Raw genomic sequence first — 23,633 nt, forward strand, 5'->3', positions numbered from 1 at the left:
CTCACCATTTCTCGCCCTCCGCGGGCCGCAGCAGGCCGAGCCCGGCGCGCCGCTCATATTCCTTGCGCAGACGCAGGCGCAGGAATTCGCCGGGATCGTCGGCCAGCGTCTCAAGCCACGCATCCGAGGCCACGAAGCCGCGGGCCTCGATCGGCTTCTTCCAGGCGGGATCGGGCGTGCCGGCTATGACCGGTGCGTCCGTCGGCGCGCCGGGGGCGAGACCGCCGCCGCCCGGCAAGCGACCCGGCACGGTGGATTCGCCCGTTGTCTTGGGCACCATCGCGTCGACCAGATCGCGCAGCCGGCGCGCCTCGTCATCGGACGGGTTGGCGAAGAGTACGGCGTCGAAATAGGCAACGGAGAGCGCATGCTGTCTCGTGGCGGCGAGCGTCAGCGCGCGATTGAAGGTCTGGCTGCGCCCGGCGTCAGTGAAGGCGGCGTGCGCCGCAGCGTAGTCGCCCGCCCGGTACAGGGCGAGCCCCCGTGCCGCCGTGTCGTCCAGCCATCGGGCGGCCGCGCCGGGCGCTCCGCTGTGCAACAGAAGGCGTCCCCAGGCGGCAGGGCCGGCGAGGAGCACGCAGGCGAGCCCGACCGCGGCAACGAAAGCGAGACGCAGGCGCAATGCAGAATTCATGCGCGCCTCCGGAACAGTCCCAGCAGCGGCAGTCCCGCCAGCGCCGCGAGATAGGGACCGAGATCGCGGAACGCCAAGGTCGAGAGTGCCGGATCCCGCTCCAGCGTGCCCCGCTGCGAGAGGCGGCGGAGAACGGCGGAGGGGGCCCGGGCAGGAGCGGCGAGGCTTCCCAGCGCCTCAAGAGCCGCCGCATCGGTCGCGCCGCCCGCGGGCCCGGTCAAGGTGAGCACGGAAAGCCGCACACCATCGCTGGCGAGACGTTCCGCCTCCGCCTGGGCGGCGCCGTCGACGCCCCCGCCATCGGAGATCAGCACGAGATCGGCATCCCGGCTCGCGTGCAGCATCTGCCGCGCCAGCGCCAGCGCACTGGCGGGGCGGCTGCCACCGTCCGGCATCGTGTCGCGGGCGAGCACGGCGATCTGGCTCTCCAGCGTCGCGGGATCCGCCGTGGGAGCCGCCACCTCATAGGCCTCGCCGGAATAGAGCAGCATCCCGACCGGCCGGCCGGACGCGGCCGTCAACAGAGCGGCGGCAGCGGCCTGCGCATCGGCAAGGGCCGGGCCTTCAGCAACAGACGGCGACATGTCGAGGGCGATGAGAACCGCTCCGCTGCCCGCAAGCACCGGCGCATCCGCGCGCGGCACGGCGGGACCGCACAGGCCGAGGCAAAGCAGCGCCGCCGACGCCAGCAGGGCTATGCCCCGGCGCCGCCCCCCTCCCCGCATGTGCCCAAGCGCCCGCATCGCCTCAAACATCACTGGCGGCATCACCTGTTCCCAGCCGCCGGCGGCGGGGCCGCGCCGCCACTGCCACAACGCAAGGACGACGAGCGGCGGCACGGCAAGCAGCCACCAGGGACGCAACAGGACGAGCTCGCTCATCTCCGCCTCCACGCGGCGAGCAGCAACACTAGCGCCAGCGCCGCGCCGCCGGGCCACATCCAGAGCGGGCGCCAGTAGCGCAGCGGCGGGCGCTGCATCGGGTTCGGCTCAAGTTGATCCAGCGTCGCGGCCATGGCTTCGAGATCCGCCAGGCTGCGCACCCGGAAGCTGGTGCCCCCTCCGACCTTGGCGATCTCCCGCAAGGCAACGGCGTCCACGGCATCGCGCGAGGCGGGCTGATCCGCGAGATCCTCGGGGCCAAGCGCGATGGTGTGGACCCGCACCCCATGGCCGGCCGCAAGGCGCGCGACATCCGTCGCCTGAACCTTGCCTGATGTATCCACCCCGTCCGAGAGCAGGACGACGACCTTTGTGGTGGCCTCGCTCCCCATGATCCGCCGCGTCGCCAGCCCCAGCCCATCCGATATGGCAGTGGAGCGGCCCGAAATGCCGATCTGGGCGACCTCGATGGCGCGGGCCACGGAAGCGACGTCGAAGGTCGGCGGCTGCGCGACATAGGCCCGGTCGCCGAAGATCACCAGCCCGATCCGGTCGCCCTGACGCGCCGCGACGAAGCGGGCGGCGACGCGCTTGACCGCCTCCAGTCGCGAGAGCGGCTTGCCGTCGAGAACGAAATCCTCTTTCAGCATGCTGCCGGAGAGGTCGAGGGCCAGCAGGATCTCGCGTCCCGAAGCTGTCACCAGCTCGCGCGTCGCCGCGACCTGCGGACCGGCGAGTGCCGCTACCAGCGCGATCCAGGCCGCGACGAGAATTGCCTGTCCGGTCCGATCCTCGCCGCCACGCGCCGGCAGTGCCGCGGCAAACGTGCCGGGCGCCACCCGCAGCGCGGTTCCCCCCCGCGCCCGCGCCATGGGAAGAAGACGCGCAAGCAGGGGGACGGGAAGCAGCAACAGCGCCAGAGGAAAGGCGAGACTTACGGATGGCATCATCGCCGTGCCCGCCTCGCCTTGAATGCGATGCGCTCGACGGCCTCCGGCGACAGCGGCGGCGCGCTGCCATAGGCCATGGCGCGCAGCTCGTCCGGCAGATGGCCGAGAAGACGGCCGATCGCCAGCGCCCGCTCCTGCGGCGGCATCCCCCGGGTGGCGCGGATGAGTGCGCGCCGCGAGGGCCGGCGTGCGAGGAAGGGCATCGCCAGAAGCGCCAGCAACGCCGCCAGCAGTAGCCCCATGCCGAACAGGAGCAGCAGATCGGCAGCATTCACCTGCATCAGCGACGGCGGCAGGCGACCTTCCGGCAAGGCCATGATGAGCTCAGCCTGCGTCATGATCGACGACCTCAAGGCTGACATTCAGCGGCCGGAGACGCTGCGCCAGCGCGGCGCGGTCGAACGGCCGCAGCTGCGCAAGGCAGGTGAGCGCCCCGGCCTGAATGGGCAGCGCACCTTCGGGCGGCGCCGTCTCGATCGTGTCCAACGGCAACAGGACCCGGACCTGACGGCGGCGGGCGAGCCGGGCCAAAGCGGGCTCGTCTTCTGGTGCGAGGCCCTCCGGCCCCGTGGCGATCAGTACGTCACCACCGGGTGGGCAGAGGCGCGCGGCACGCACGAGCGCCTCCTCCAACGAAGGCGCCCCACCGCCGCCCCCGAGCGCCTGGTCGTGGCGGCTGGCGAGCATATGGCTGATGCGGACCATCTGCGGGACGCCACCGGCCAGCGGGACCGCCGCCACGCCCTCTGCGTTGACGCTGATCGCGGCCAGCGAAGCCCCCCGCAGCACGGCCTGCCATCCTCGCCGCGCCGCAAGCCGCGCCGCGCGCACCGAGCGCAGCGATGCGCCGGTGCCCCACAGCATCGGCGGCCGGAAATCGACGATCAGCAACAGCGTGTCGTCCCGATCCTCATGAAAGGTGCGGATATGCGGAATGCCGGTGCGGGCGGTGGCGGAAGGGTCGAGGCGGCGGGCGTCATCGCCCTCGGCAAAGGCGCGGATCTCACGCAGATCCATTCCCGCGCCCGGCGCCCTCGTGGGAGCGGCACCCGGCCGACGTGAAGCCGGCTGGGTTCGCCTATTGCCCGGTGCCCCCTCGCGCAGCGCCAGCAATTCGCGGGCATCCAGCCGAATGCCCGGCGCCTCAAGCGCGGGGCTCACCATGGCTCGACCAGGCGCAGGATGTCAGCGACGAGCGAGCGCCCGCTGCGTCCCTCACCGATCGCCGACCAGCTCGGTATCAGCCGGTGGGCAAGCGCGTCCGGCGCAAGAGCGATGACATCTTCCGGCAGCACATAATCGCGCGCCCGGAGCCAGGCGCGCGCCTGCGCGGCTACGGCCAGCGCCAGCGTGCCACGTGGCGAGACGGGATGCTCCACCCATTGCGCCACGGCGCCGCCGGGCCGAGATGCCATGACCAGCCGGACGATGAAGTCCTTCAACGCGGGCGCCAGATGCACCCGTGCCACCTCCTCCTTCGCGGCTCGAAGGGCATCGACCGAGAGCGGGAGGGCGACAAAGGCCAGGACTTCGATCCGCTCGGCAGAGACGAGATCAAGGATGGCGCGCTCCTGCTCGGCCTGCGGAAGGCGAAGCGAGAGATGGAGCAGGAACCGGTCCATCTGCGCCTCCGGCAGCGGAAAGGTGCCCTCGTGCTCGATCGGATTCTGGGTGGCGACGACCATGAAGGGATCGGGCAGGGGTCGACTGACGCCGGCGCTCGTCACCTGGCCCTCGGCCATGGCCTCAAGCAGCGCCGACTGCACCTTGGGCGGGGCGCGGTTGATCTCATCGACCAGCACCAGCGCGTGGAACAGGGGGCCGGGCACGAAGTCGAAGCCGCCGCTCTCGGGTCGGAACACCTGCGTCCCCGTGAGGTCCGAGGGCAGCAGGTCCGGCGTGCACTGGATCCGCGCATGGCTGCCGGGAAGATGAGCGGCGAGCCGCTTGACCGCGCGCGTCTTGGCAATGCCCGGTGGCCCCTCGATCAGCACATGACCGCCGGCAAGAAGGGCGATCAGCAGCCGCTCCACCAACTCTTCATGGCCTATCAGCCCGGCAGCGACGGCGGCGCCAAGCTGCGCAACCGGATGGCTCATCTCGTTCATGCGGCGGGCTTCCCGTGCCAGAGGCTTCACCGGTGAGCATGGGATGGCCCGGCGTGGGCCGCCAGAGAGGGCTTCCCTTCCGATCCGGGAAGATCGCCCGGGTCAGAGCGGCAGGCGGGCAACCGCGCGCATGCCGTCTTCGACCGGGGCCAGCTCAAAGCTGCCGCCGAGTGCGTCGACCCGTTCGCGGATGCCAAGCAGGCCGTAGCCATCGTCGATCGCGCCATCATGGCGGGGGGAGCCGTCATCGGTGGCGGTCAGCGTGATGGCGTCGCCGACCTCGATGTGCAGAGCGACCTGCCTCGGGGTGCCGTGCCGAATGGCGTTGGTCACGCATTCCTGTGCGATGCGGTAGAGGCTGAGCGCAAGGCCGTCCGGCACGGCGTCGATCGGGCCGGCGAACCTTAGCTCGAAACGTACCGCCGGCATGCGCGCGCGCCAGTCGGCGACCATGCGCTCCAGTGCCGGGCGCAGGCCCAGATCATCGAGGTCCGGCGGTCGCAGCCGGGCCAGTTCGGCCCGCAGGCTGTCCATCATCTGGCCGGAGATCTCGGCAATGCGGGCCCCGTCCTGCGCCGTGCTTTCTCCCGACTGAGCAATCGCCGCTGCCATGGCGCGGGTCGCCGTGAGGCACTGGCCAAACTCATCGTGCAGCTCGCGCGCCAGCGCCCGCCGCTCACTCTCCTGCACCGAGAAAAGCCGCCGTGTCAGTTCGGCACGCATCGCCTGCGCCTCCTGCAGCGCCACCGCCGTGTCGTTCACGGCGCGGCTCAGCCGGTCGAATTCCGCCACCTTGAGACGCGGCAGGCGGGCGGCGAAGTCGCCCCGCTGCAACCGCTCGATACCGCGCAACAAGAGCCCGAACGGCGCCAGCAGGCGGATCATGAGCAGGCCGGTCAGCAGCGCGCCGCCAATGGCCATGCCGACGGCCACCCGCATCAGGTCACCCGTGCGGGCCCAGGCGCGGGTGACGATGACGCTGGGATCGGCAATGGCGGTCACATAGGCGTCGGAGACGTAGCGGGCGCGCACCGGCACGGCGACCGGCCCCGGCACCAAGCCAAGCCGGTTTGCCAGCCAGACGAACCAGTCCGGCGGCGTGGCTGCCGCCAGATAGGGCCCGCAGCGTCGCTGTATCGGCTGGTCGCGAGGGCCAAGTTCGACGCAAATGCCCGGCGCGATGAGGCTCCAGGCCGGAAACTGCTGCCAGTCGCGAAAGACCGGGGTTGGCGCCACGCCGCCGAAGGCCAGCCCCTCGAAACTGGGTCGGGCGGCGATGGCGTCGGAAACGAGGGTGGCGGTCGTCTGTGCGTCACGTCGCGCCGCGTTCGCCGTGTCCCACAGCACCCACCCCGCCGCGACGATGACGGTGAGCAGCCCCGCGGCCAGCACCCGCATGACGAGCTGCGGGAGAAGGCCGCGCATCACAGGACGGGCACGAGGCCGGCGCGCTGCGCCTTGAGCACGAGGTCGGCATCGCCCGACGCGCCCAGCTTGGCCCGGATCTGCGACAGGTTGTTCTGAACCGTCTTGGACGAGAGGTTGAGGTCGCGGGCGATGGCACGGCCGTTCATGCCCCGCATCAGCATCAGAAGAATGTCCCGCTCGCGCGGGGTGAGACCGGCGGTCGGGTCGTCCTCAACCATTGTTCGAGCGAATTCCTGCGCCACGTCCGTGGACAGTGCGCGCCGCCCGCCCATCACCGTTGCGATGGCACGGACGAGTTCGTCCGGCGGACTGGACTTCGAGACGAAGCCGCGCGCTCCGGCAGCCATAGCCTTCTGAGCGAAGACGGCACCCTGATGCATCGAAACGATGATGATCCGCGCTTGGGCATCGTCGGCGAGGATCGCCTCCACCGCTGAAAAGCCTCCCCCGCCCGGCATGGAGAGATCCATCAGCACGATGTCCGGCCGGTGCTCGGCAAAAGCTGCCAGCGCAGCATCGCCGTCGCCGGCCTCGGCCACCACAGAAAGCCCCGGCTGGCGTCCGAGCAGGCGGCGATAGCCCTCGCGCACAATCGGATGATCGTCGACCAACAGAATTCGGATCGGGTCCATGGGCGGACGATAGCGCGGGCCGCTCGGTGGACCAATAGCGGCGCCGCCGCTGGCCCATCACAGCCCTCTCACCGGAGACCTAGCGACGTGCGCCTTCTGCTGGTGCGCATCGGTCGGTTCGGGCGCAATCCGCCCCTCGCAGAATTGCTTTAGGAGAGCAGCAAAGTATCGCAGTGGCGGATTCTAACGCGAAGAAGCCGCCATCAACACAATTAACCGATCTCGTCGTGTGCTAGCAGAGAAGCCGAGCAGAAGCGTCGCCGCCGCGGCGAGAGCCTCGGCGCGCAAGTCTTGATCGCGAACTTCACCGGCAGTCCAGAACGACAGGACGCCGCGAAAGGCGTTGGCCAATTGTTCAGGCAGAACAGAGCGGGCCAGCGCCAGGTGCTCCTTCATCAGGCCGGTTCCATCACCTAACGCCGCTGCCCAGAGCGCCCGCGAACGCTCCCGGATGTCGCCCGCCGTTGTACCTGGTGCGCCGATCGCGCCCATAACCGCCCGGTTGACCGCCGGATTTTCGATCATCACCCCCACGGCGATCGCCACGACCTCCAGCACTCTTTCCGTGGCGTCGGCGGATAGCTCGGCCGCGGCGGCCCGTTCGTGCATCTGATCGATCCGCGCCGCCGACAGCGCCCGCATGATCGAAAGCTTGTCGCCGAACTGGTTGAAGGGGGTAGCGAAGCTGACGCCGGCCGCGGCTGCCAGGTCGCGCATCGAGAACTCCGCGGTCCTCTCGGCCAACAGACTTTCGGCCGCGGCCAGTACTCGCTCGCGCGTGGATAGTGCCAGGTGGGAGGGGGGCTTGCGCGCGCTCATTGCAGAATTATATCATGATATAAATTATGGGCAATTTCCGGAGCGTGCTGATGACCATTCCCGCAAGCAAGACCTTCCTCATCACGGGCGTGAGCTCTGGCCTCGGCCGCGCATTCGCCGCAAGCGCGCTGGCAGCCGGCCATACGGTGGTTGGTACGGTTCGCCGCCAAGAGGATGCCGATGCCTTTGCCGCGCAAGCCGACAAGGCACATGCGCTGCTGCTCGACGTCACGCACTACGACGCGGCGCCGGTCGCCATCTCCCAGGCCGAGACGATGGCGGGACCGATCGACGTGCTGGTCAACAACGCGGGCTACGGTCATGAAGGCGTCCTCGAAGAGTCCTCTATCGCCGAGCTTGAACGACAATTCGCCGCCAATGTCTTTGGCGCCGTTGCGATGATGAAGGCTGTGCTGCCCGGAATGCGGGAGCGTCGGCGCGGGCACATCGTCAACGTCACCTCGATGGGCGGCTTCATCACCATGCCCGGCATCTCGTTCTACTGTGGAAGCAAGTTCGCGCTCGAGGGAATATCGGAGTCCCTTGGCAAGGAACTGAAAGGACTGGGCATCCACGTTACCACCATCGCCCCTGGTCAGTTCCGAACTGAATGGGCTGGCCGCTCCATGGAGCGTACACCACGAAGCATCGCCGATTACGATGCGGTCATGAACCCAATTCGCGCAGGACGGCAGGCCAAGAGTGGGAACCAGCCGGGCGACCCTGCCAAGGCGGCGCAGGCGCTGCTGACGCTGGTGGGATCCGACAATCCGCCGACCCGGCTGTTTCTGGGAGAAGACGCGCTCGCTCTGGCCTCGCAGAAGCTGGAAGCGATGCGTTTGGAGATTGAGGCATGGCAGGGTGTGTCCCGTTCAACCAGCTTCGACGCTTAGCTCCCCTTGCGAGCGGAAATACCACGTTGGCGACTCGGACCTCGAGGTCGGGGGGAGCGGAATTCCCTGCGCTTGCCAGCGCCGTGGTCACCTACCTGACCTTCTTCTGTAGTTCGCACACCTGCAGTTCGAGCTGCCGAATCCGGCGCTCAAGCAGGTCGATGTCGTCATAGTTCATCGCCTGCTCCCATTGGCGTAGCCTCTCGCGCCAGCCTCGCCAGGTCGCCTTCGCGAACAGCCGCTGCCATGCCGATTTTGTCATGCGGCCTCCTTTGTCGTGCGCCTATAGCGACGCCCTTATTGCCTGGGCTGGGGACCGGGAGGAGCCGCAGCCGTCTGATTCATCACGCTGTCGGCTGCGGCCTCTAGGAACTGCCTCGACATCTCCTTGTCGTTGACCGCGCGCGCGAGCAGCACGGCGCCGACCATGGTGGCGAGAACGGCCATGGCCTTGCTATTTGCCTGGCCGCCCTCCGATCCCTCGGCGTCAGCCTCGCCGATCCAGCCGCCGACCAGGGCGAGATACTCCTTGAATCCGCCTTCGAACGAGGCCCGCACATCCGGTCCCTGCCGGGCCGCATCCGAGCCGAGGGCGACGACCGGACAGCCCTCCGCCCTTTCGGCGCAGTGAGCCTCGCTGAGATAAAAATCGACCACGGCGGCGAGTGGATCATCAGGTCGGGAGGCGGCGGCGGCGGACCAGCGGCCGAGAGCCTCCTGCAAGGCGCGCCGGGAAGCCTGCGCGACCAGATCCTCTTTGGAGTCGAACTGTTTGTAGAAGGCGCCCTGCGTCATGCCGGCGCCAGCCATCAGGTCTTTGAGCCCGATGCCGTCAAAGCCGTGCTCCCGGAAGAGACGGCTTGCCACATTAATCACCGTCTGCCGGTTCTCCTCCGCCTGGACGCGACTGACCCGCATGGCTGACCCCCTGAATTTAGATTGCGTTTGATTTCTATATCGAATATAGCAATCAAATGCAATCTAATTTGACAGGGCGGCGGCCATGAACAAGAAGCCCATTCTCGTGCTGGCAGGTGGACTGATCGCTGTGGCCGGCGTTGGCGCCATCGTCGCGCTGTCGCTTTCCTCGCCTCACGCGGGGCCCGTGAGTGATCCCCGGCAGGACGCGCCCCTCGTCCGCGTGGCGAGCGCCGCGCCGGTGAAGGGCGTCGAGCGCGGCTTCACCGGGCTCATCGAGGCGCGGGTGCAGAGCAATCTCGGCTTCCGCGTGCCCGGCAAGATCGTCGAACGGCTCGTCGATGTCGGTCAGACCGTCAAGACCGGCCAGCCCTTGATGCGGATCGACGACACCGACCTGCGCCTTGCCCTGACCGCCAAGCGCAACGCCGTGGCTGCCGCCCGCGCGGTGCTGGTTCAGGCGAGCGCGGACGAAAAGCGCTACGCCGCGCTCGTAAAGGGTGGCCTCGCCGCAACCCCTCAGCGTTATGAACAGGCCAAGGCCACGCTGGACACCGCGCAGGCGCAGCTCGACGCGGCGCAGGCGGACGCCGATGTCGCCGAGAACGAGGCCACCTATTCCACGCTGACGGCCGGCGCGGACGGCACCGTCGTCGCCACGCTCGGCGAGCCCGGGCAGGTCGTCGCTGCGGGCCAAAATGTCGTCCAACTGGCCCATGCCGGGCCGCGCGAAGCCGTCGTTGCGCTTCCCGAAACCATCCGCCCGGCGCTGGGGTCGTCGGCCAGGGCCAGCGTCTATGGCAGCACGGGCACGCCCAGCACGGCGCGGCTGCGGCAGATTTCCGATGCTGCCGATCCCCAGACACGCACCTATGAAGCGCGTTACGTGCTCGATGGCCCGGCGGCTTCGGCGCCGCTCGGCTCGACCGTGACGATCACCATCGCCAGCGGCGAGGATCAGCCGGCCGTGACCGTTCCCATCGGCGCGGTGCTGGACGATGGCGCGCGCACCGGCGTCTGGGTCGTCGATCGCGCCTCGTCCTCCGTGCGCTTCGTCCCGGTCGAGATCAAACGCCTCGGCGGCGAGGAGGCCACCCTCACCGGCGTCGCGCTCGGCGCGGAAGTCGTGGCGCTGGGCGCGCATCTGCTGAAGGACGGCGCGACCGTGAGAACGGCCGCCCGGACCGAAGGAGCCGCCCCATGAGCTTCAATCTCTCCGCGCTCGCGGTTCGCGAGCGGGCGGTGACCCTGTTCTTCATCGTCCTTCTGGCCGCCGCGGGCGTCTACGCCTTCGTCAAGCTCGGCCGGGCGGAAGACCCGTCCTTCACCATCAAGACGCTGACCGTCACGGTGGCATGGCCGGGCGCCACCGCCCGCGAGATGCAGGATCTCGTCGCCGAGCCGCTGGAAAAGCGCATTCAGGAACTGACCTGGTATGACCGGGTCGAGACCATCGCCCGCCCCGGCTTCGCCTATCTGACGGTCACGCTGAAGGACAACACGCCCCCCTCGGCGGTCGAGGAGGAGTTCTATCAGGCGCGCAAGAAGCTGGGCGACGAGGCGCGCAATCTGCCGCCCGGCGTGCTCGGCCCCTTCGTCAATGACGAGTTCTCCGATGTGAGCTTCGCCCTCTATGCCCTGAAGGCCAAGGGCATGCCGATGCGCGAGCTGGCGCGGCAGGCGGAGGTGATCCGGCAGGATCTGCTGCATGTGCCCGGCGTGAAGAAGATCAACATTCTCGGCGAACGTCCCGAGCAGATCTTCGTCGAGTTCTCCTACGCCAAGCTCGCCACCCTCGGCGTGTCGGCGCAGGACATCGCGAGCGCCCTTCAGCGGCAGAACACCGTCACCCCCGCCGGCTCGATCGATACGCGCGGGCCGCAGGTCTTCATCCGCTTCGATGGCGCCTATGACAGCCTCGAGGCCATCGCCAATACGCCGATCGTGGCCGGCGGGCGCACGCTCAAACTGTCCGATGTCGCCGAGGTGCGTCGCGGCTATCAGGATCCCGAGACCTACATCATCCGCCATGACGGCGAACCCGCCATCATGCTGGCGGCGGTGATGCAGCAGGGCTGGAACGGGCTGGAACTCGGCAAGGCGCTTGAAGACCGCTCCAGCGCGATCGCCGCCACGCTGCCGCTTGGCATGACGCTCGCCAAGGTCAGCGATCAGGCCGTCAATATCGACGCGGCCGTCGGCGAGTTCATGCTGAAATTTGTCATGGCGCTCGGCGTCGTGCTGTTCGTGAGCCTCGTCGCCCTCGGCTGGCGCGTGGGCATCGTCGTCGCGCTTGCGGTGCCGCTGACGCTGGCCGTGGTCTTCCTCATCATGCTGGAGACCGGCCGCTTCTTCGACCGCATCACGCTGGGCGCGCTGATCCTGGCACTCGGCCTGCTGGTCGACGACGCCATCATCGCCATCGAGGTGATGGTGGTGAAGATGGAAGAGGGCATGGACCGCATCCAGGCCGCCGCCTATGCCTGGAGCCATACGGCGGCGCCGATGCTGTCGGGCACGCTGGTGACCATTATCGGCCTGATGCCGGTGGGCTTCGCCGCCTCCGCCGCCGGCGAGTATGCCGGCAACATCTTCTGGGTCGTCGCCTTCGCGCTCATCGTCTCCTGGATCGTCGCCGTGGTTTTCACCCCCTATCTCGGGGTCAAGATGCTGCCGGATATCAAGCCGGTCGAGGGCGGCCATCACGCGATCTACAACACGCCGAACTATCGGCGCCTGCGCGCGGTGATCAAATTCACCGTGCGGCACAAATTCATGACCTGCGCCGTGGTGGGCGTCGCCATGGGCCTTTCCGTCATGGGCATGGGCGCGGTCAAGCAGCAGTTCTTCCCGACCTCCGACCGTCCCGAAGTGCTGGTCGAGGTGCGCCTGCCGGAAGGCACGAGCATCGAAACCACCACGGCCGCCGTGGAAAAGATCGAGCGCTGGCTGAGGGAGCAGCCCGAGGCGAAGATCGTCACCAGCTATATCGGCCAGGGCGCGCCGCGCTTCTTCTTCGCCATGGCGCCGGAACTGCCCGATCCGTCCTTCGCCAAGATCGTGGTGCTGACGCCGAATGCCGAGGCGCGCGAGGCGCTCAAGCATGAGCTGCGCGCGGCCATCGCGGAAGGGCTGGTCCCGGAAGCCTTTGTCCGGGTCACGCAGCTCGTCTTCGGACCCTACACGCCGTTCCCGGTCGAGTTCCGCATCATGGGGCCCGATCCGGCGGAACTTTACCGCATCTCCGAGCAGGCCCTCACCCTCATGAACGGCATCCCGGACGTCCGGAACGCCAATCGGGATTGGGGCAACCGCTCGCCTGTGCTGCGCTTTGTTCCCGACCAGGATCGGCTCAACCTGATCGGCCTCTCGCCCACGGAGGCCGCCCAGCAGATTCAATTGCTGCTTACTGGCATTCCCGTCACGCAGGTGCGCGAGAACATCCGCAACGTGCCCGTGGTGGCGCGAAGCGCCGGCGACAACAGGCTCGATCCGTCGCGGCTGGCCGACTTCTCGCTGATGAGCCGGAACGGTCGTCAGATTCCGCTCGACCAGATCGGCCGCTCGGAGATCCGGTTCGAGGAGCCCATCCTGAAGCGCCGCGACCGCATGCCCGTCATCACTGTCCGTGCCGATGTCAATGAAGCGACGCAGCCGCCTGAGGTCTCCCAGCAGGTGATGCAGGCACTCCAGCCGCTGATCGCCTCGCTGCCCGTCGGCTACCGCATCGAGATGGCCGGGAATATCGAGGAATCCATCAAGGCCAATGTCGCCCTCGTGAAGATCTTCCCCCTGATGATCGCGGCCATGCTCATCGTCATCATCCTGCAGGTCCGCAGCCTCTCGACCATGACCATGGTGATGATGACAGCGCCGCTTGGCCTGGCCGGCGTGGTGCCGACCTTGCTGCTGTTCAACCAGCCCTTCGGCTTCAACGCCATTCTCGGGCTGATCGGGCTCGCCGGCATCCTGATGCGCAACACGCTGATCCTGACCGAGCAGATCAAGGAAAACCAGGCCGCCGGGCTCGATGACTATCACGCCGTCATCGAGGCCACCGTCCAGCGCACGCGGCCGGTGATCCTGACCGCGCTGGCGGCGGTGCTGGCCTTCATCCCGCTGACGCACTCCGTGTTCTGGGGATCGATGGCCTACACGCTGATCGGCGGCACCGCCGTCGGCACGGCGCTGATCCTTCTCTTCCTCCCCGCGCTCTACACCGCCTGGTTCCGCATCAAGGCTACGCCCGATGAGCTTCCCGCGGGCGCCGCGCATACACCCGCGCCGCACCCGGCCATGGCCGCCGAGTAAGAGCGTTCAGCCGCTCTCATCGCACGCACGCTTCAAAGGAATGATCATGTCGACCACCAGAATCGTCCTCGTCACCGGGGTCTCATCCGGCATCGGCCGCGCTACCGCTCTGAAGTTCGCGGAAGCCGGTTGCCGCGTCTATGGCACCGTCCGCAATCCGGCCAAAACCCAACCAATTCCCGGCGTTACGCTCATCGAGATGGACGTCCGCGACGAGACCTCGATCGAGAGCGGCATTCAAACCGTCATCGCGCAAGACGGGCGCATCGACGTGCTGGTCAACAGCGCGGGTGTTACCTTGCTTGGCGCCACCGAGGAGACCTCGATCGCCGAGGCCCAGGCGCTGTTCGACACCAATCTTTTTGGCCTGTTGCGCACCATCAGGGCCGTGCTGCCCCATATGCGCGAACAACGATCCGGGCGCATCGTCAATGTCAGCTCGGTGCTGGGCTTCCTGCCCGCGCCCTATATGGCGCTCTATGCGGCATCCAAACATGCCGTTGAAGGGCTGTCCGAGACCCTGGATCACGAAGTCCGCCAGTTCGGCATCCGCGTGGCGCTGGTCGAGCCGTCCTTCACCAAGACCAACCTCGATCTGAACGCGCCGCAGGCGGCGTCCACCATTCCCGCCTATGAGAGTGAGCGTGGCGTCGTCTCCAAGGCGATCCAGAAGAACGTTCAGAAAGCCCCCGCGCCCGATTCTGTCGCCGCCACGATCGTGCGCGCCGCACTGGGCGGCTGGAAGATGCGCCATACGCCGAAGGGTGAGGCGTCCCTGCTCGCCAAACTGCGCCGCTTCATGCCTGTGGGTCCCGTGGAGAAGGGGCTGAGAAAGACGTTCGGCCTCGGCTGAATGGTGTTCATCCCTGACCAAGTGTCCGTTTCTGGGTAACAAGCGAGCTTCCGCTAGCGTCGCAGGCATGCCGGTAGGCCTTCTTTCTGTTCATGCGTCCCGGCGTTATGGCCTGCTGCCGGTTCTGTGGACACGAGGTTAAGCTAATTTAGCTCGCTCCTCGAACTCGACGGGGCTGAGATAGCCCAATGTCGAGTGTCTGCGTCGGCGATTGTAGAAGCGCTCGAGGTAGTCGAACACATCCGCCCTCGCGTCATCCCTCGTCCTGCAGATCTTGCGGGCTGTGCGCTCGGTTTTCAGCGATGAGAAGAAGCTCTCCATCGCCGCATTGTCCCAGACGTTGCCTGACCGGCTCATCGAGCAGGTGATGCCATGGTCGGTCATCAGACGACGTCCAGAGCGTCGCATAGCCATGCCCGATCTGTGAACGAGAACGTGCCAGATGTTCCGGTGCTTCGCGATGAAGGTGAACCTCATGTCGCTTCCCTCGCGAAGAAGGCCGCGGCCTTTTTTAGGATGTCGCGCTCCGCCTTCAGCTTGGCCACTTCCCTGCGCAGCCGGTCAATCTCGAGCTGCTCGGGCTTCATCTGACCCTGCCCGGGAAAGGCATGCTGAGGATCCGCCTTAGCCTCGCGGACCCATTTACGCAGCACGTTCTCGTCGACATCCAGGTCGCGGGCAGCCTGCGCAACGGCAACGCCCCAATCCTTCACCAATCTTACAGCCTCAAGCTTGAACTCGCGGCTGAACCTCCGTCGTTGCATTCCCGCTCTCCAGTCCGGTTGAACACCTTATCTCGGTGTCCACGAAACCGGCAGCAAGCCACTCCTCCCCTACCCAGTCGCGGAACGTTGAGCGAAAGCCATGAACGGTGTCGTCAGATTTCAGACGGCGCATTTGCATGTCGAGTGCCATCACCGACAGAGGCTTGCCTCGCTTGGCACCGGCAAAGACATAGCCGCCATCGTCAACCTCTGGTCGATTTGCCAGGATATCCGCAACGATCTGCACGGCACGCGGTGAAAGAGGGACACGATGTTCCCACCCGGCCTTCATTCTGCCGGCTGGCACGGTCCATACCTTTGCACCGAGTTCGAACTCGCTCCACGGCGCCTCTCGCACCTCGCCTGAGCGAGTTGCTGTCAGGATCAGGAACTCTAACGCTCGCGCAGAAACACTCTGAATGGCTTGCAATCTGGCAATGAAGCCTGCCACTCCGTGTACGGCATCGCCGCATGATGGCCCCGCTGAAGCTTCTGCCGCTTGGGTAATAGCTATCCAGATGCCCGCGCCACAATGCGGGGTTCTCACCCGACTGAAGTCACTTGGCTTTAGCTGCGTCCAGCACTCGCTCGATCCGGCCACGGATGCGGGAGGCTGTTTCAGCCTTTGTCACCCAAATGGGTTGCAGAACCGCCAACACTTCCTCGGTCGTGATCGCATCCACCGACTTATCGCGAAGAGATGAGCAGTAGGTCGAACCGAGGGTCATCCGCCATTGATCGAGGTGCTTCGCATTTCGAAATCCCGAGGCGATGCTTTCGATCAGATCATCGGCCACTTGACCGAATGTCGGCTTCGCCTCCTGAGCCTTCCTTGCCGCCTCTGCTGCCCGGCGCTCCTCGAGCGGATGTTTGCCTGCGTCGACCAGCCTACGGGCGTCAGATGCCTTTTGGCGTGCATCAGCGAGAGACACATCGCGAATTGAACCCAAGCCCAACTCGGAACGCTTTCCATCGCGCTTGAACATGAACAGCCAGGACTTGGCGCCGGTAGGACTAATCTGAAGATAGAGCCCTCCACCATCGGAATGCCGCCCAGCCTCAATCATTGACATAACAAACCAGTCGACATGGCGACGAATCTCAGGTGCATAGATGAAAATAAGCAACCTTCTAGAATATTGTCTGACGCCGATCCTTTTAAAAGATTGTAGTGAAACAGTTATTAGCAATTAAATGTCGAATATTCAGGTTTGTTATCGCTCAACGTAATCGTCCATATCCGGCGCGGCATGTCGCTTTTCTCCCGGATATTCTCGGGGCAGGATGAACGGGAACGGCCCCGGTGCACGATCGACCTTGGCGGTGTGTGTCACCACGCGCCCATGATCGACGCGATGGAGCAGGAATTCCGGCGGCTCGAGCATGAAGCAGGAGGCAGCGTCCTCATGCAGGTCGAGCATGACCTGATGACCGACCGAGGGCGCGATCTGACAAAGCGTACCGCCGAACACTTGCTGGATCGAGCGATGCACATGCCCGCAAAGAACGCGCCGGACCTGCGGATGGGCGGCGACTATCCGCTCGAGAGCATTGGCGCCGGCAAATAGCCGCGCCTTGTCCATGTGGCCGATGCCGGTCTCGAAAGGCGGGTGATGCAGCATGACAAGTGTCGGAGCGCCCGGATGGTCGGCCAGCGCATCGTTCAGCCACTCGAGGGTGTCCGGCGAAAGTTCGCCATGGCTTGCGCCGGGCACCAGGCTGTCGAGGCCGACAATGCGCACGGCCCCGCACCAGGCCGTGAAGTTCAACGGCCCGCTGGCCGGCAGATAGCCCGCGGCACCGAATGCTCGCCGGAAAGCCTCGCGCCGATCGTGGTTTCCCGGCACCGCATAGACCGGACATGGCAGGCGCGACAGCAGCTCGGCGGCGATGGCGTATTCCTCGTCCAGCCCGCAGTCGGTGACATCGCCGGTCACGAGAACACAGTCGGGCTGCGGGTTGAGGCGAAGCAAGGCGTGAATGGCCCGCTCGGCGAAAAGATTGGTCTCCGAAACGCCATAGGCGAGTTCGCCGCGAGGACGGATATGCAGGTCGGAAATCTGCGCGATAAGCATCTCAGCTCTCAGGCTTGAATTCGAGGATAGCGGCAGGATCGATATCGAAGCTGATGATCTGGCCGGGAACGAAACTCTGGTTTGAAGGCAGGTCGAGCTGCAACTGGCACTCGGGCGAGACCTCGGCGACCAGACGCTGCGTGGCGCCGAAGAAGGTCGTCGCCCTGATCCGGGCGCGAACCGCGCCGCCATCGACGGCGAGGCGCGCCGCCTCTGGCCGGAAGCACAGCGTGGTCTCCCGATCCGGGCCGCCGACGGCGATGCGTGCCGTGGTCTCACCCGCGTCGAGGATGAGCGCGCCAGCCCGCACCGACCCGCGCACCCGATTCATGGTGCCGACGAAGTCCGCCACGAAATCATTGATCGGGCGATGATAGATCTCGCGCGGCGCGTCGATCTGCACGATGCGGCCGCGCTGCATCACCGCGATCCGGTCGCCGATCGCCATGGCCTCGGCTTGATCATGGGTGACATAGACTGCGGTGATGCCGAATTCGCGCAGAAGCAGGCCGATCTCGACCCGCAACCTTTCGCGCAGTACGGCGTCGAGCGCCGCGAGCGGCTCGTCGAGCAGCAGCACACGCGGCTTGATCGCCAGAGCGCGGGCGAGGGCGGTGCGCTGGCGCTGGCCACCGGAAACCGCCGAGATGCGGCGCCCGGCATACTCTTCCAGCCCGACCAGCGCGAGCAGCCGCTTCGTCTCCTCCTCACGCTGGGCGCGCGGCATTTTGCGGATCTTCAGACCGTAGCCGACGTTCTCGGCGACCGTCATATTGGGGAACAGGGCATAGGACTGGAACACCATGCCGACATCGCGTTTCTCGATCGGCACGGCGCTGACATCCTCGCCGTCGAAGCGGATCATGTCGGGGCCGTCGGACTGCTCCAGCCCGGCGATCAAGCGCAGAAGCGTGGTCTTGCCGCAGCCAGAGGGACCGAGCAGGACGAGGATCTCGCCCGCCGCAATCTCCAGATCGGTCGGCTGAAGAACTCGGTGGCCGTTGAAGGTCTTGGTCAGGCCGCGGGTGGTGATCGATGAGCCGTTCCGGACGGCAGCAGTGGGGTTCGGCGAGTTCATGACGTCATCCGCTTCTCGGTAAGCCCGGCGACAAGCTGAATGCCGATCAGCAGGGGGATGATCATGATGAGGAAGACGAGGGTGTAGGCCGAGGCGATCTCGAGGCGCATCGAGGCATAGGCATCGGCAAGCCCCACGGGCAGCGTCTTGGTCATCGGGGTGTGCAGCATCCAGGTGAGATTGAATTCGCCAATCGACAGCGTGAGGACCGTGAGCGCGCCGGCGACCACGCCGGGCCGCACATTGGGCAGGATCACGTCGATGAAGCGCCGCCAGGCCGGGGCACCGAGGCTGGCCGCGCCTTCATCCAGCGTACGCCAGTCGATGGTCTCCAGCACCGCGATCACGGCGCGCATCATGAAAGGCAGCGTGAACAGCACGTGCCCGACCACGACGAACAGGGTCGACTGCCGGAAGATGCCGAGATTGCCGTAGCTCAGGATGAGCGCCAGAGCGAGCGCGAGGCCGGGCACGGCCACCGGCAGGGTGACGATCTCCTCCACCACGCGGGCGAAGCGCCCACCGCGCCGCACCAGCGCATAGGCACCGGGCACGCCGATCAGCAGCGTCAGCATCAGCGTCAACAGCGCGACGGCAAGACTGCGCCAGACGGTCTCGGAATAGAGCTCCCAGACCTGCCGCACCCAGTCGAGTGTGAAACCCGCCGACATGCCACGCGCATAGCTGACGGTAAGGCCGGCATAGACCGAGAGCAGCACGGGAATGACGAGGAAAAGGGTGAGCAGCGCCGTCACCACAATGCCGGCAAGGCTGGTCCATCGACGGTGCATCTCACACTCCCTCGCCACGCATGGCGTGGCTGCGGGCGATGGCCAGTGTCACCCAGGTGATGAGGCCGAGCGCGATCGAGATTGCAGCGGCCATGCTGGCATTGGTGGCGAGGGTGAACTCGGTATAGATCAGCATCGGCACCACATCGATATTGGTGGCGAGCGTGAAGGCGGTGCCGAAGGCGCCCATGGCGGTGGCAAAACATAGCGCCCCTGCGGTGTACATGGCCGGGAACAGGGCCGGCAGCACCACGTCGCGCTGGATCGCGAAGGGGCCGGCACCGAGCGAACGGGCGGCCTCGACCAGCGAAGGATCGAGCTTTTCCGCCGCGGCCAGGATGGTCAGCAGCACGCGCGGCACCGAGAAATAGAGATAGCCGAGGAAAAGACCGAACAGCGAATAAGCGAAGATCACATTGGTGCCGAACAGGGACTTGGTGACGCCACCGACCAGACCGAGCCGGCCACCGAACAGGATGATCATGAAGCCGACCACGACGCCGGGAAATGCCAGCGGGAAGGTCAGCAGCGAAAGAAGGAGCCCACGCCCGAGGAACTTCCGGTTTGCCAGCGTCTGCGCGGCTATGGTCGCGACGGTCAGGGTCGCGACGGTCGTCACGACAGCCAGAATGAGCGTAACGAAGAGGCTGTTGCGGAAACGCGCCTCGGTGAGGATGGCGACGAAGTTCGCAAGACCACCCGGCCCGCTGCCAGCCTCGACGGCCAGCCGCGCCAGCGGAAGGATGAGAAAGGCGAGCGTGAAGATCGCCAGCGGCAATATCAGCAACAGGTCGAAGCGCTTGCTGGTCATGGGAGCCTGTCGTTCAAGACCTGTGGGTCGTTCCCGGGGGGGTGACCCACGCCCCCCGGGAAGGACGAAGCATCAGCGCACTTCGGAGAGATAGCGCTGTGAAAACCCGGCCTGCGCCGCCTGGGCGGCAGCCCAGTCCACCGCAACCGCGCGCTGATACTCGCTCGCGGGCAGGAAGCGTTCGGCGATCTCGGCCGGCATCTTCACCGGAAGAACAGGACGCAGATAGGCGGTACTCCAGAACATCTGCCCCTTGTCGGACAGCAGGAAGTTCAGGACCTTCTCGGCCGTGGCGCGGTGGGGCGCGCCCTTAACCAGCGTCATGACATAGGGAAAGCTCACCGAGCCTTCGCAGGGCAGGACGAACTCGAACTTGCCCTTCTCGGTGTATTTCGCGCGATAGGCGTTGAAGTCGTAGTCGAGCAGGATCGGGATCTCGCCGGAGACCGTGCGGGCATAGGAGGTCTGGCTGGTGACGAGGGCGTCATTGGCCTTGAGCTGCTTCAGATAGTCGATCGCCGGGGTGAAATTCTCGAACGAGCCGCCGAGCGCGGTGTTGATTGCGACCGCCGAGACATAGCCGACGGCAGCCGAGGTCGGGTTCAGATAACCGACAAGGCCCTTATATTCCGGCTTGGTCAGGTCGGACCAGCACGCCGGCACCGGCGCGCCGCCCAGAGCGTCAACATTCACGAACAGGCCGAGCGTGCCCTGGTGCACCGCCCACCAACGGCCATCAGGGTCCTTCAGGCCCTGTGGAATCTCGGCGAAACGCTCGGGCTTCCAGGCCTCGACCAGATCCTGCTTGCCGGCGGAGATGCCTGCATTGATGCCGAGATAGGCGATGTCGGCGACCGGGTTGCCGCGCTCAGCAAGGATCTGGGCGACGGCCTGGCCGGAATTCTTGTTGTCGCCGGGGATGGTGAGGCCGAGATCGGCGCGGATGAGCTTGAGCATCTCGCCCCAGTTCGCCCATTCCGGCGGGCAGTTATAGCATATGGCGTCCTGCGCCTGCGCCGGGAGCGGGGCAAACGAGAACACGCTGAGTGCGGCGGCAAGGCCAAGAGACAGCAGGCCGGCTTTCATGAACGTGGCTTTCCGGTTGATGTGGTGGACGTTGGGCTAAGGCTCGCGCGGCCGGGGCGGCGCGACGGTCTCGCCCGCGAGCGGAATGAAATCGGGACGCAGCTGCATCGGAGCCTTGTGTCCGGCAGCCATTTCCAGCAGCAGCGAGGCGGCAAGCGTTCCCATTGATTGGGATGGCTGCCGGATCGTGGTCAGCTTCGGAGAACTTTGCCGGGCGAAGTCGATGCCATCGAAACCCGTGACCGACACATCGCCGGGAACCGAGAGCCCGGCGCGGCGTAGCGAAGCGATCACGGTCAGCGCCAGGAGATCGTTCGAGGCCATGATTGCGGTTGGCTGGTGTGTGCTGAGCACCTCGGTGAGATCGATATCCTTGGTGGCATCGATGAAGTCGACCTCGATCGGCGGCGATGCGATCAGCCGTGCCGCAACCATCGCGTCGCGATAGCCCTGATAACGATAGCTTGAACGATCCGACGAGGTGAACTTGCCGGCAACGAACACGATGCGGCGATGACCGATCGACAGGAGTTCCTCGGTCAGCTGGCGGACCGCGCCGCGACTGTCAACTGAGACTGACGCCACCCCATCAGGCGTGCCTTCGTTGTAGATGGTGACCACCGGCATCCCCGCCTTGCGCACCCGTTCCAGAGCCCGGCTGGTGGCGGGATCGCAGACCGTCAAGATCATGCCGGTGGGGCGTTCGCCGATCAGAGTGGAAACGACATCCTCTTCTTGCGCCGGGTCGTAGTTTGACTGGCCGAGAATGGTGAACATGTTGGCAGCGCGGGCGCGCTGCTCGATGCCTGCGACGACGCCGGCGAAGACCGGATTGGTCAGGCTCGGTACCAGAACGCTGATGACGGGACGCGCCTGCGCAAGGGTGCGGGTCAGCGGAAACCCAAGCTCCAACGCTGATTGCACGACGCGCTTGCGCATCTGGTCGCTGACCGGTCCGTGGCCGGTAACGACCCGGCTGACGGTCGCGATGGAGCAACCCGCCAGCGCGGCAACCTCCCGAATTGTGGTCTCTGTTGCACTCATCATCCGACCGCCGCTGCGTGTCGGCCCCGACTTCCGTCGGTGCCGTCTGATGACGAGAGTTAACGGACAATCTTATTGCCTGGATGACGGGTTTTCAGTCGTTTTCAGTGACCAAGGGGCGACCGCGGGGCTCTGGGATCGGCTTGCCGTCTTTGACGGCATGTTCGTAACCCTAAGCGTCTCGCATTCCCTCACGGCGGCGAACGCGACGGCGCTCGCTGTGGCGCGGAGCTGTCACATGCGCTGGAAGGGCTTCGGATCCGGGCCGTAAGGTCTGTGAGGACGCGTTGCGATACGGCACTCGTCCGCGCCATTCCCCGAGGCGCCGGGTGCTCGAGGAGATGGATCAGGCGGGGCTCGGAATGCGCGCGATCACCTTGATCTCGAAGTCGAACCCCGCGAGCCAGTTGACGCCGACCGCCGTCCAGTTCGGATAAGGCGCCTTCGGGAAGACGTCCTTTTTGACGGCCATGATCGTGCCGAACTGATTTTCGGGATCGGTATGAAAGGTCGTCACGTCGACGATATCGTCGAACCCGCATCCACCCGCTTTCAGGGTCGCCTCAAGATTGGCGAATGCCAGACGGACCTGAGCCTCGAAGTCCGGCTCGGGCGAACCATCGCCGTGACTGCCGACCTGACCGGAGACGAACAGCAGGTTGTCCGCCTTCACCGCGGCCGAATAGCCGTGCGCCTCGTACAAGGCATGACGATTGGCGGGAAAGATCGCTTCGAGTTGAGCCATCACATTGTTCCTTTCACATGGTGAGCGATCTGCGCTGATGGATAATCCGGCGACGCCTGGGCGTTCGCATACGCCGCGTATGTGATAATGGGAGGCGTTGCGTGTGTCAAATTCAGATACGCAACGTATGTGAATGGAGGGCCAATGGCGAAGATGCGGCGTGCCGAAACGATGGAAGCCAACCGTTCCAGGTTGATCGCCGCAGCGCGCAAGGCGTTTGCCAAGCATGGTTTTGCGGCCGCCTCGATGGATGAGCTCACCGCGGAAGCCGGGCTTACCCGCGGGGCGCTCTATCATGGCTTCGGGGACAAGACGGGTCTGTTGAGCGCCGTCGTCACGCAGGTCGATGGCGAGATGGCGGCCCGCGCGCGTCAGGCCGCAGCCGCGAGCACGACAGCCTGGGAGGGGCTGCTGGCAGAAGGCGCCGCCTATATCGGGATGGCGCTCGACCCGGAAATCCGGCGGATCGTGCTGCTCGATGGACCTGCCTTCCTGGGAGATCCGTCACAATGGCCCAGCCAGAATGCCTGCCTGAACGTGACCAAGCAGACGGTTGCGGAATTGATCGAGGACGGCGTGATGAGGCCGGTCGACATCGAGGCCGCGTCGCGCCTCCTGAGCGGCGCAGCTTTCAACGCGGCTCTCTGGGTCGCAGCCAGCGACGAGCCGAACCTCGCTCTCCCCAAGGCGATCTCAGCGTTCCGCATGATGGCCGAAGGCTTCCTGGCAGAGTCGGGCTAGGTTTTTTCGAGCGAAGCCCGGGCCATCGCCATGCACCGAAAGTGTTGGCGTCGAATGCGCTGCGGACATGT

The 23,633-nt window shown here is 66.0% G+C and carries 25 protein-coding genes and 1 pseudogene; 5 read left to right on the forward strand and 21 right to left on the reverse strand.

The window, feature by feature from the left end:
- Position 1 precedes the first annotated feature (1 nt).
- The 9 genes from KIP89_RS07140 to KIP89_RS07180 all read right to left on the reverse strand — a co-directional run bounded on the left by KIP89_RS07140 (position 2) and on the right by KIP89_RS07180 (position 7,452).
- Positions 2–634 carry a hypothetical protein gene (locus KIP89_RS07140; protein WP_213754717.1) on the reverse strand — a complete coding sequence of 211 codons (633 nt, stop codon included), beginning with the start codon at positions 632–634 and terminating at the stop codon, positions 2–4.
- Positions 631–1,515, reverse strand: a complete 885-nt coding sequence (locus KIP89_RS07145; RefSeq protein ID WP_213754718.1) for a VWA domain-containing protein — start codon at positions 1,513–1,515, stop codon at positions 631–633. Before KIP89_RS07145 ends, KIP89_RS07140 begins: the two co-directional genes overlap by 4 nt.
- Positions 1,512–2,465 (reverse strand): VWA domain-containing protein, encoded by a 954-nt coding sequence (locus tag KIP89_RS07150; RefSeq protein WP_369807068.1) that lies wholly within the window; start codon positions 2,463–2,465, stop codon positions 1,512–1,514. Before KIP89_RS07150 ends, KIP89_RS07145 begins: the two co-directional genes overlap by 4 nt.
- Positions 2,462–2,803 (reverse strand): hypothetical protein, encoded by a 342-nt coding sequence (locus KIP89_RS07155; protein ID WP_213754719.1) that lies wholly within the window; start codon positions 2,801–2,803, stop codon positions 2,462–2,464. The genes KIP89_RS07150 and KIP89_RS07155 overlap by 4 nt, the downstream gene beginning before the upstream one ends.
- Positions 2,790–3,482, reverse strand: coding sequence for a DUF58 domain-containing protein (locus tag KIP89_RS07160; RefSeq protein WP_250152259.1), 693 nt, complete (start codon positions 3,480–3,482; stop codon positions 2,790–2,792). Before KIP89_RS07160 ends, KIP89_RS07155 begins: the two co-directional genes overlap by 14 nt.
- 140 nt (positions 3,483–3,622) lie before the next feature.
- Positions 3,623–4,573: an AAA family ATPase gene (locus KIP89_RS07165; protein WP_213754721.1), complete on the reverse strand. Its 951-nt coding sequence runs from the start codon at positions 4,571–4,573 to the stop codon at positions 3,623–3,625.
- 102 nt (positions 4,574–4,675) lie between these two features.
- Complete coding sequence (locus KIP89_RS07170; protein ID WP_213754722.1) at positions 4,676–5,998, reverse strand: histidine kinase; 1,323 nt, start codon at positions 5,996–5,998, stop codon at positions 4,676–4,678.
- Positions 5,998–6,633 carry a response regulator gene (locus KIP89_RS07175; protein ID WP_213754723.1) on the reverse strand — a complete coding sequence of 212 codons (636 nt, stop codon included), beginning with the start codon at positions 6,631–6,633 and terminating at the stop codon, positions 5,998–6,000. Before KIP89_RS07175 ends, KIP89_RS07170 begins: the two co-directional genes overlap by 1 nt.
- A 183-nt stretch (positions 6,634–6,816) precedes the next feature.
- Entirely contained in the window at positions 6,817–7,452 is a 636-nt protein-coding gene (locus KIP89_RS07180; protein WP_213754724.1) for a TetR/AcrR family transcriptional regulator, read from the reverse strand.
- Positions 7,453–7,502: 50 nt separating this feature from the next.
- On the opposite strand from KIP89_RS07180, the gene KIP89_RS07185 reads away from it, so the two are divergent.
- Positions 7,503–8,345 carry an oxidoreductase gene (locus KIP89_RS07185; protein ID WP_213754725.1) on the forward strand — a complete coding sequence of 281 codons (843 nt, stop codon included), beginning with the start codon at positions 7,503–7,505 and terminating at the stop codon, positions 8,343–8,345.
- A 91-nt stretch (positions 8,346–8,436) separates the two neighbouring features.
- Here the strand turns inward: KIP89_RS07185 and KIP89_RS07190 are convergent, their stop codons facing one another.
- On the reverse strand, positions 8,437–8,607 hold the full coding sequence (locus KIP89_RS07190) for a hypothetical protein (RefSeq protein WP_213754726.1): 171 nt from the start codon (positions 8,605–8,607) through the stop codon (positions 8,437–8,439).
- 35 nt (positions 8,608–8,642) lie between these two features.
- Positions 8,643–9,263: a TetR/AcrR family transcriptional regulator gene (locus tag KIP89_RS07195; RefSeq protein ID WP_213754727.1), complete on the reverse strand. Its 621-nt coding sequence runs from the start codon at positions 9,261–9,263 to the stop codon at positions 8,643–8,645.
- Positions 9,264–9,348: 85 nt separating this feature from the next.
- On the opposite strand from KIP89_RS07195, the gene KIP89_RS07200 reads away from it, so the two are divergent.
- From KIP89_RS07200 to KIP89_RS07210, 3 genes are read left to right on the forward strand one after another with little or no spacing between them, the layout of a single operon-like run.
- Positions 9,349–10,467 (forward strand): efflux RND transporter periplasmic adaptor subunit, encoded by a 1,119-nt coding sequence (locus KIP89_RS07200; RefSeq protein ID WP_213754728.1) that lies wholly within the window; start codon positions 9,349–9,351, stop codon positions 10,465–10,467.
- Entirely contained in the window at positions 10,464–13,574 is a 3,111-nt protein-coding gene (locus KIP89_RS07205) for an efflux RND transporter permease subunit (RefSeq protein ID WP_213754729.1), read from the forward strand. The genes KIP89_RS07200 and KIP89_RS07205 overlap by 4 nt, the downstream gene beginning before the upstream one ends.
- Before the next feature lie 40 nt (positions 13,575–13,614).
- Entirely contained in the window at positions 13,615–14,427 is an 813-nt protein-coding gene (locus KIP89_RS07210; RefSeq protein WP_369807069.1) for an oxidoreductase, read from the forward strand.
- 138 nt (positions 14,428–14,565) lie between these two features.
- On the opposite strand, the pseudogene KIP89_RS07215 reads toward KIP89_RS07210, so the two are convergent.
- From KIP89_RS07215 to KIP89_RS07260, 10 genes and pseudogenes are all read right to left on the reverse strand, one after another.
- Positions 14,566–15,191, reverse strand: a pseudogene (locus KIP89_RS07215) (transposase).
- A complete protein-coding gene (locus KIP89_RS07220) occupies positions 15,154–15,642 on the reverse strand; it encodes a tyrosine-type recombinase/integrase (RefSeq protein WP_369807070.1) in 489 nt (162 codons plus the stop codon). The pseudogene KIP89_RS07215 and the gene KIP89_RS07220 overlap by 38 nt, the downstream one beginning before the upstream one ends.
- Positions 15,643–15,748: 106 nt before the next feature.
- On the reverse strand, positions 15,749–16,318 hold the full coding sequence (locus KIP89_RS07225) for a tyrosine-type recombinase/integrase (protein ID WP_213754730.1): 570 nt from the start codon (positions 16,316–16,318) through the stop codon (positions 15,749–15,751).
- Positions 16,319–16,405: 87 nt separating this feature from the next.
- Positions 16,406–17,266, reverse strand: a complete 861-nt coding sequence (locus tag KIP89_RS07230; protein ID WP_213754731.1) for a phosphodiesterase — start codon at positions 17,264–17,266, stop codon at positions 16,406–16,408.
- Position 17,267: 1 nt separating this feature from the next.
- Positions 17,268–18,344, reverse strand: coding sequence for an ABC transporter ATP-binding protein (locus KIP89_RS07235; protein ID WP_213754732.1), 1,077 nt, complete (start codon positions 18,342–18,344; stop codon positions 17,268–17,270).
- The gene (locus tag KIP89_RS07240) at positions 18,341–19,135 is read right to left on the reverse strand and encodes an ABC transporter permease (protein WP_213754733.1); all 795 of its coding nucleotides are present in this window, start codon (positions 19,133–19,135) and stop codon (positions 18,341–18,343) included. The genes KIP89_RS07235 and KIP89_RS07240 overlap by 4 nt, the downstream gene beginning before the upstream one ends.
- Before the next feature lies 1 nt (position 19,136).
- Complete coding sequence (locus KIP89_RS07245; protein WP_213754734.1) at positions 19,137–19,946, reverse strand: ABC transporter permease subunit; 810 nt, start codon at positions 19,944–19,946, stop codon at positions 19,137–19,139.
- A 72-nt stretch (positions 19,947–20,018) separates the two neighbouring features.
- Complete coding sequence (locus KIP89_RS07250) at positions 20,019–21,032, reverse strand: extracellular solute-binding protein (protein WP_213754735.1); 1,014 nt, start codon at positions 21,030–21,032, stop codon at positions 20,019–20,021.
- Positions 21,033–21,068: 36 nt separating this feature from the next.
- Positions 21,069–22,079, reverse strand: a complete 1,011-nt coding sequence (locus tag KIP89_RS07255; RefSeq protein ID WP_250152261.1) for a substrate-binding domain-containing protein — start codon at positions 22,077–22,079, stop codon at positions 21,069–21,071.
- A 343-nt stretch (positions 22,080–22,422) separates the two neighbouring features.
- Complete coding sequence (locus tag KIP89_RS07260) at positions 22,423–22,821, reverse strand: RidA family protein (RefSeq protein ID WP_213754736.1); 399 nt, start codon at positions 22,819–22,821, stop codon at positions 22,423–22,425.
- 144 nt (positions 22,822–22,965) lie between these two features.
- Here KIP89_RS07260 and KIP89_RS07265 point away from each other — a divergent pair, with 144 nt between their 5' ends.
- Entirely contained in the window at positions 22,966–23,562 is a 597-nt protein-coding gene (locus KIP89_RS07265) for a TetR/AcrR family transcriptional regulator (protein ID WP_213754737.1), read from the forward strand.
- Positions 23,563–23,633: the final 71 nt, after the last annotated feature.

Source organism: Ancylobacter radicis (assembly GCF_018449475.1).
Lineage (GTDB): Bacteria > Pseudomonadota > Alphaproteobacteria > Rhizobiales > Xanthobacteraceae > Ancylobacter > Ancylobacter radicis.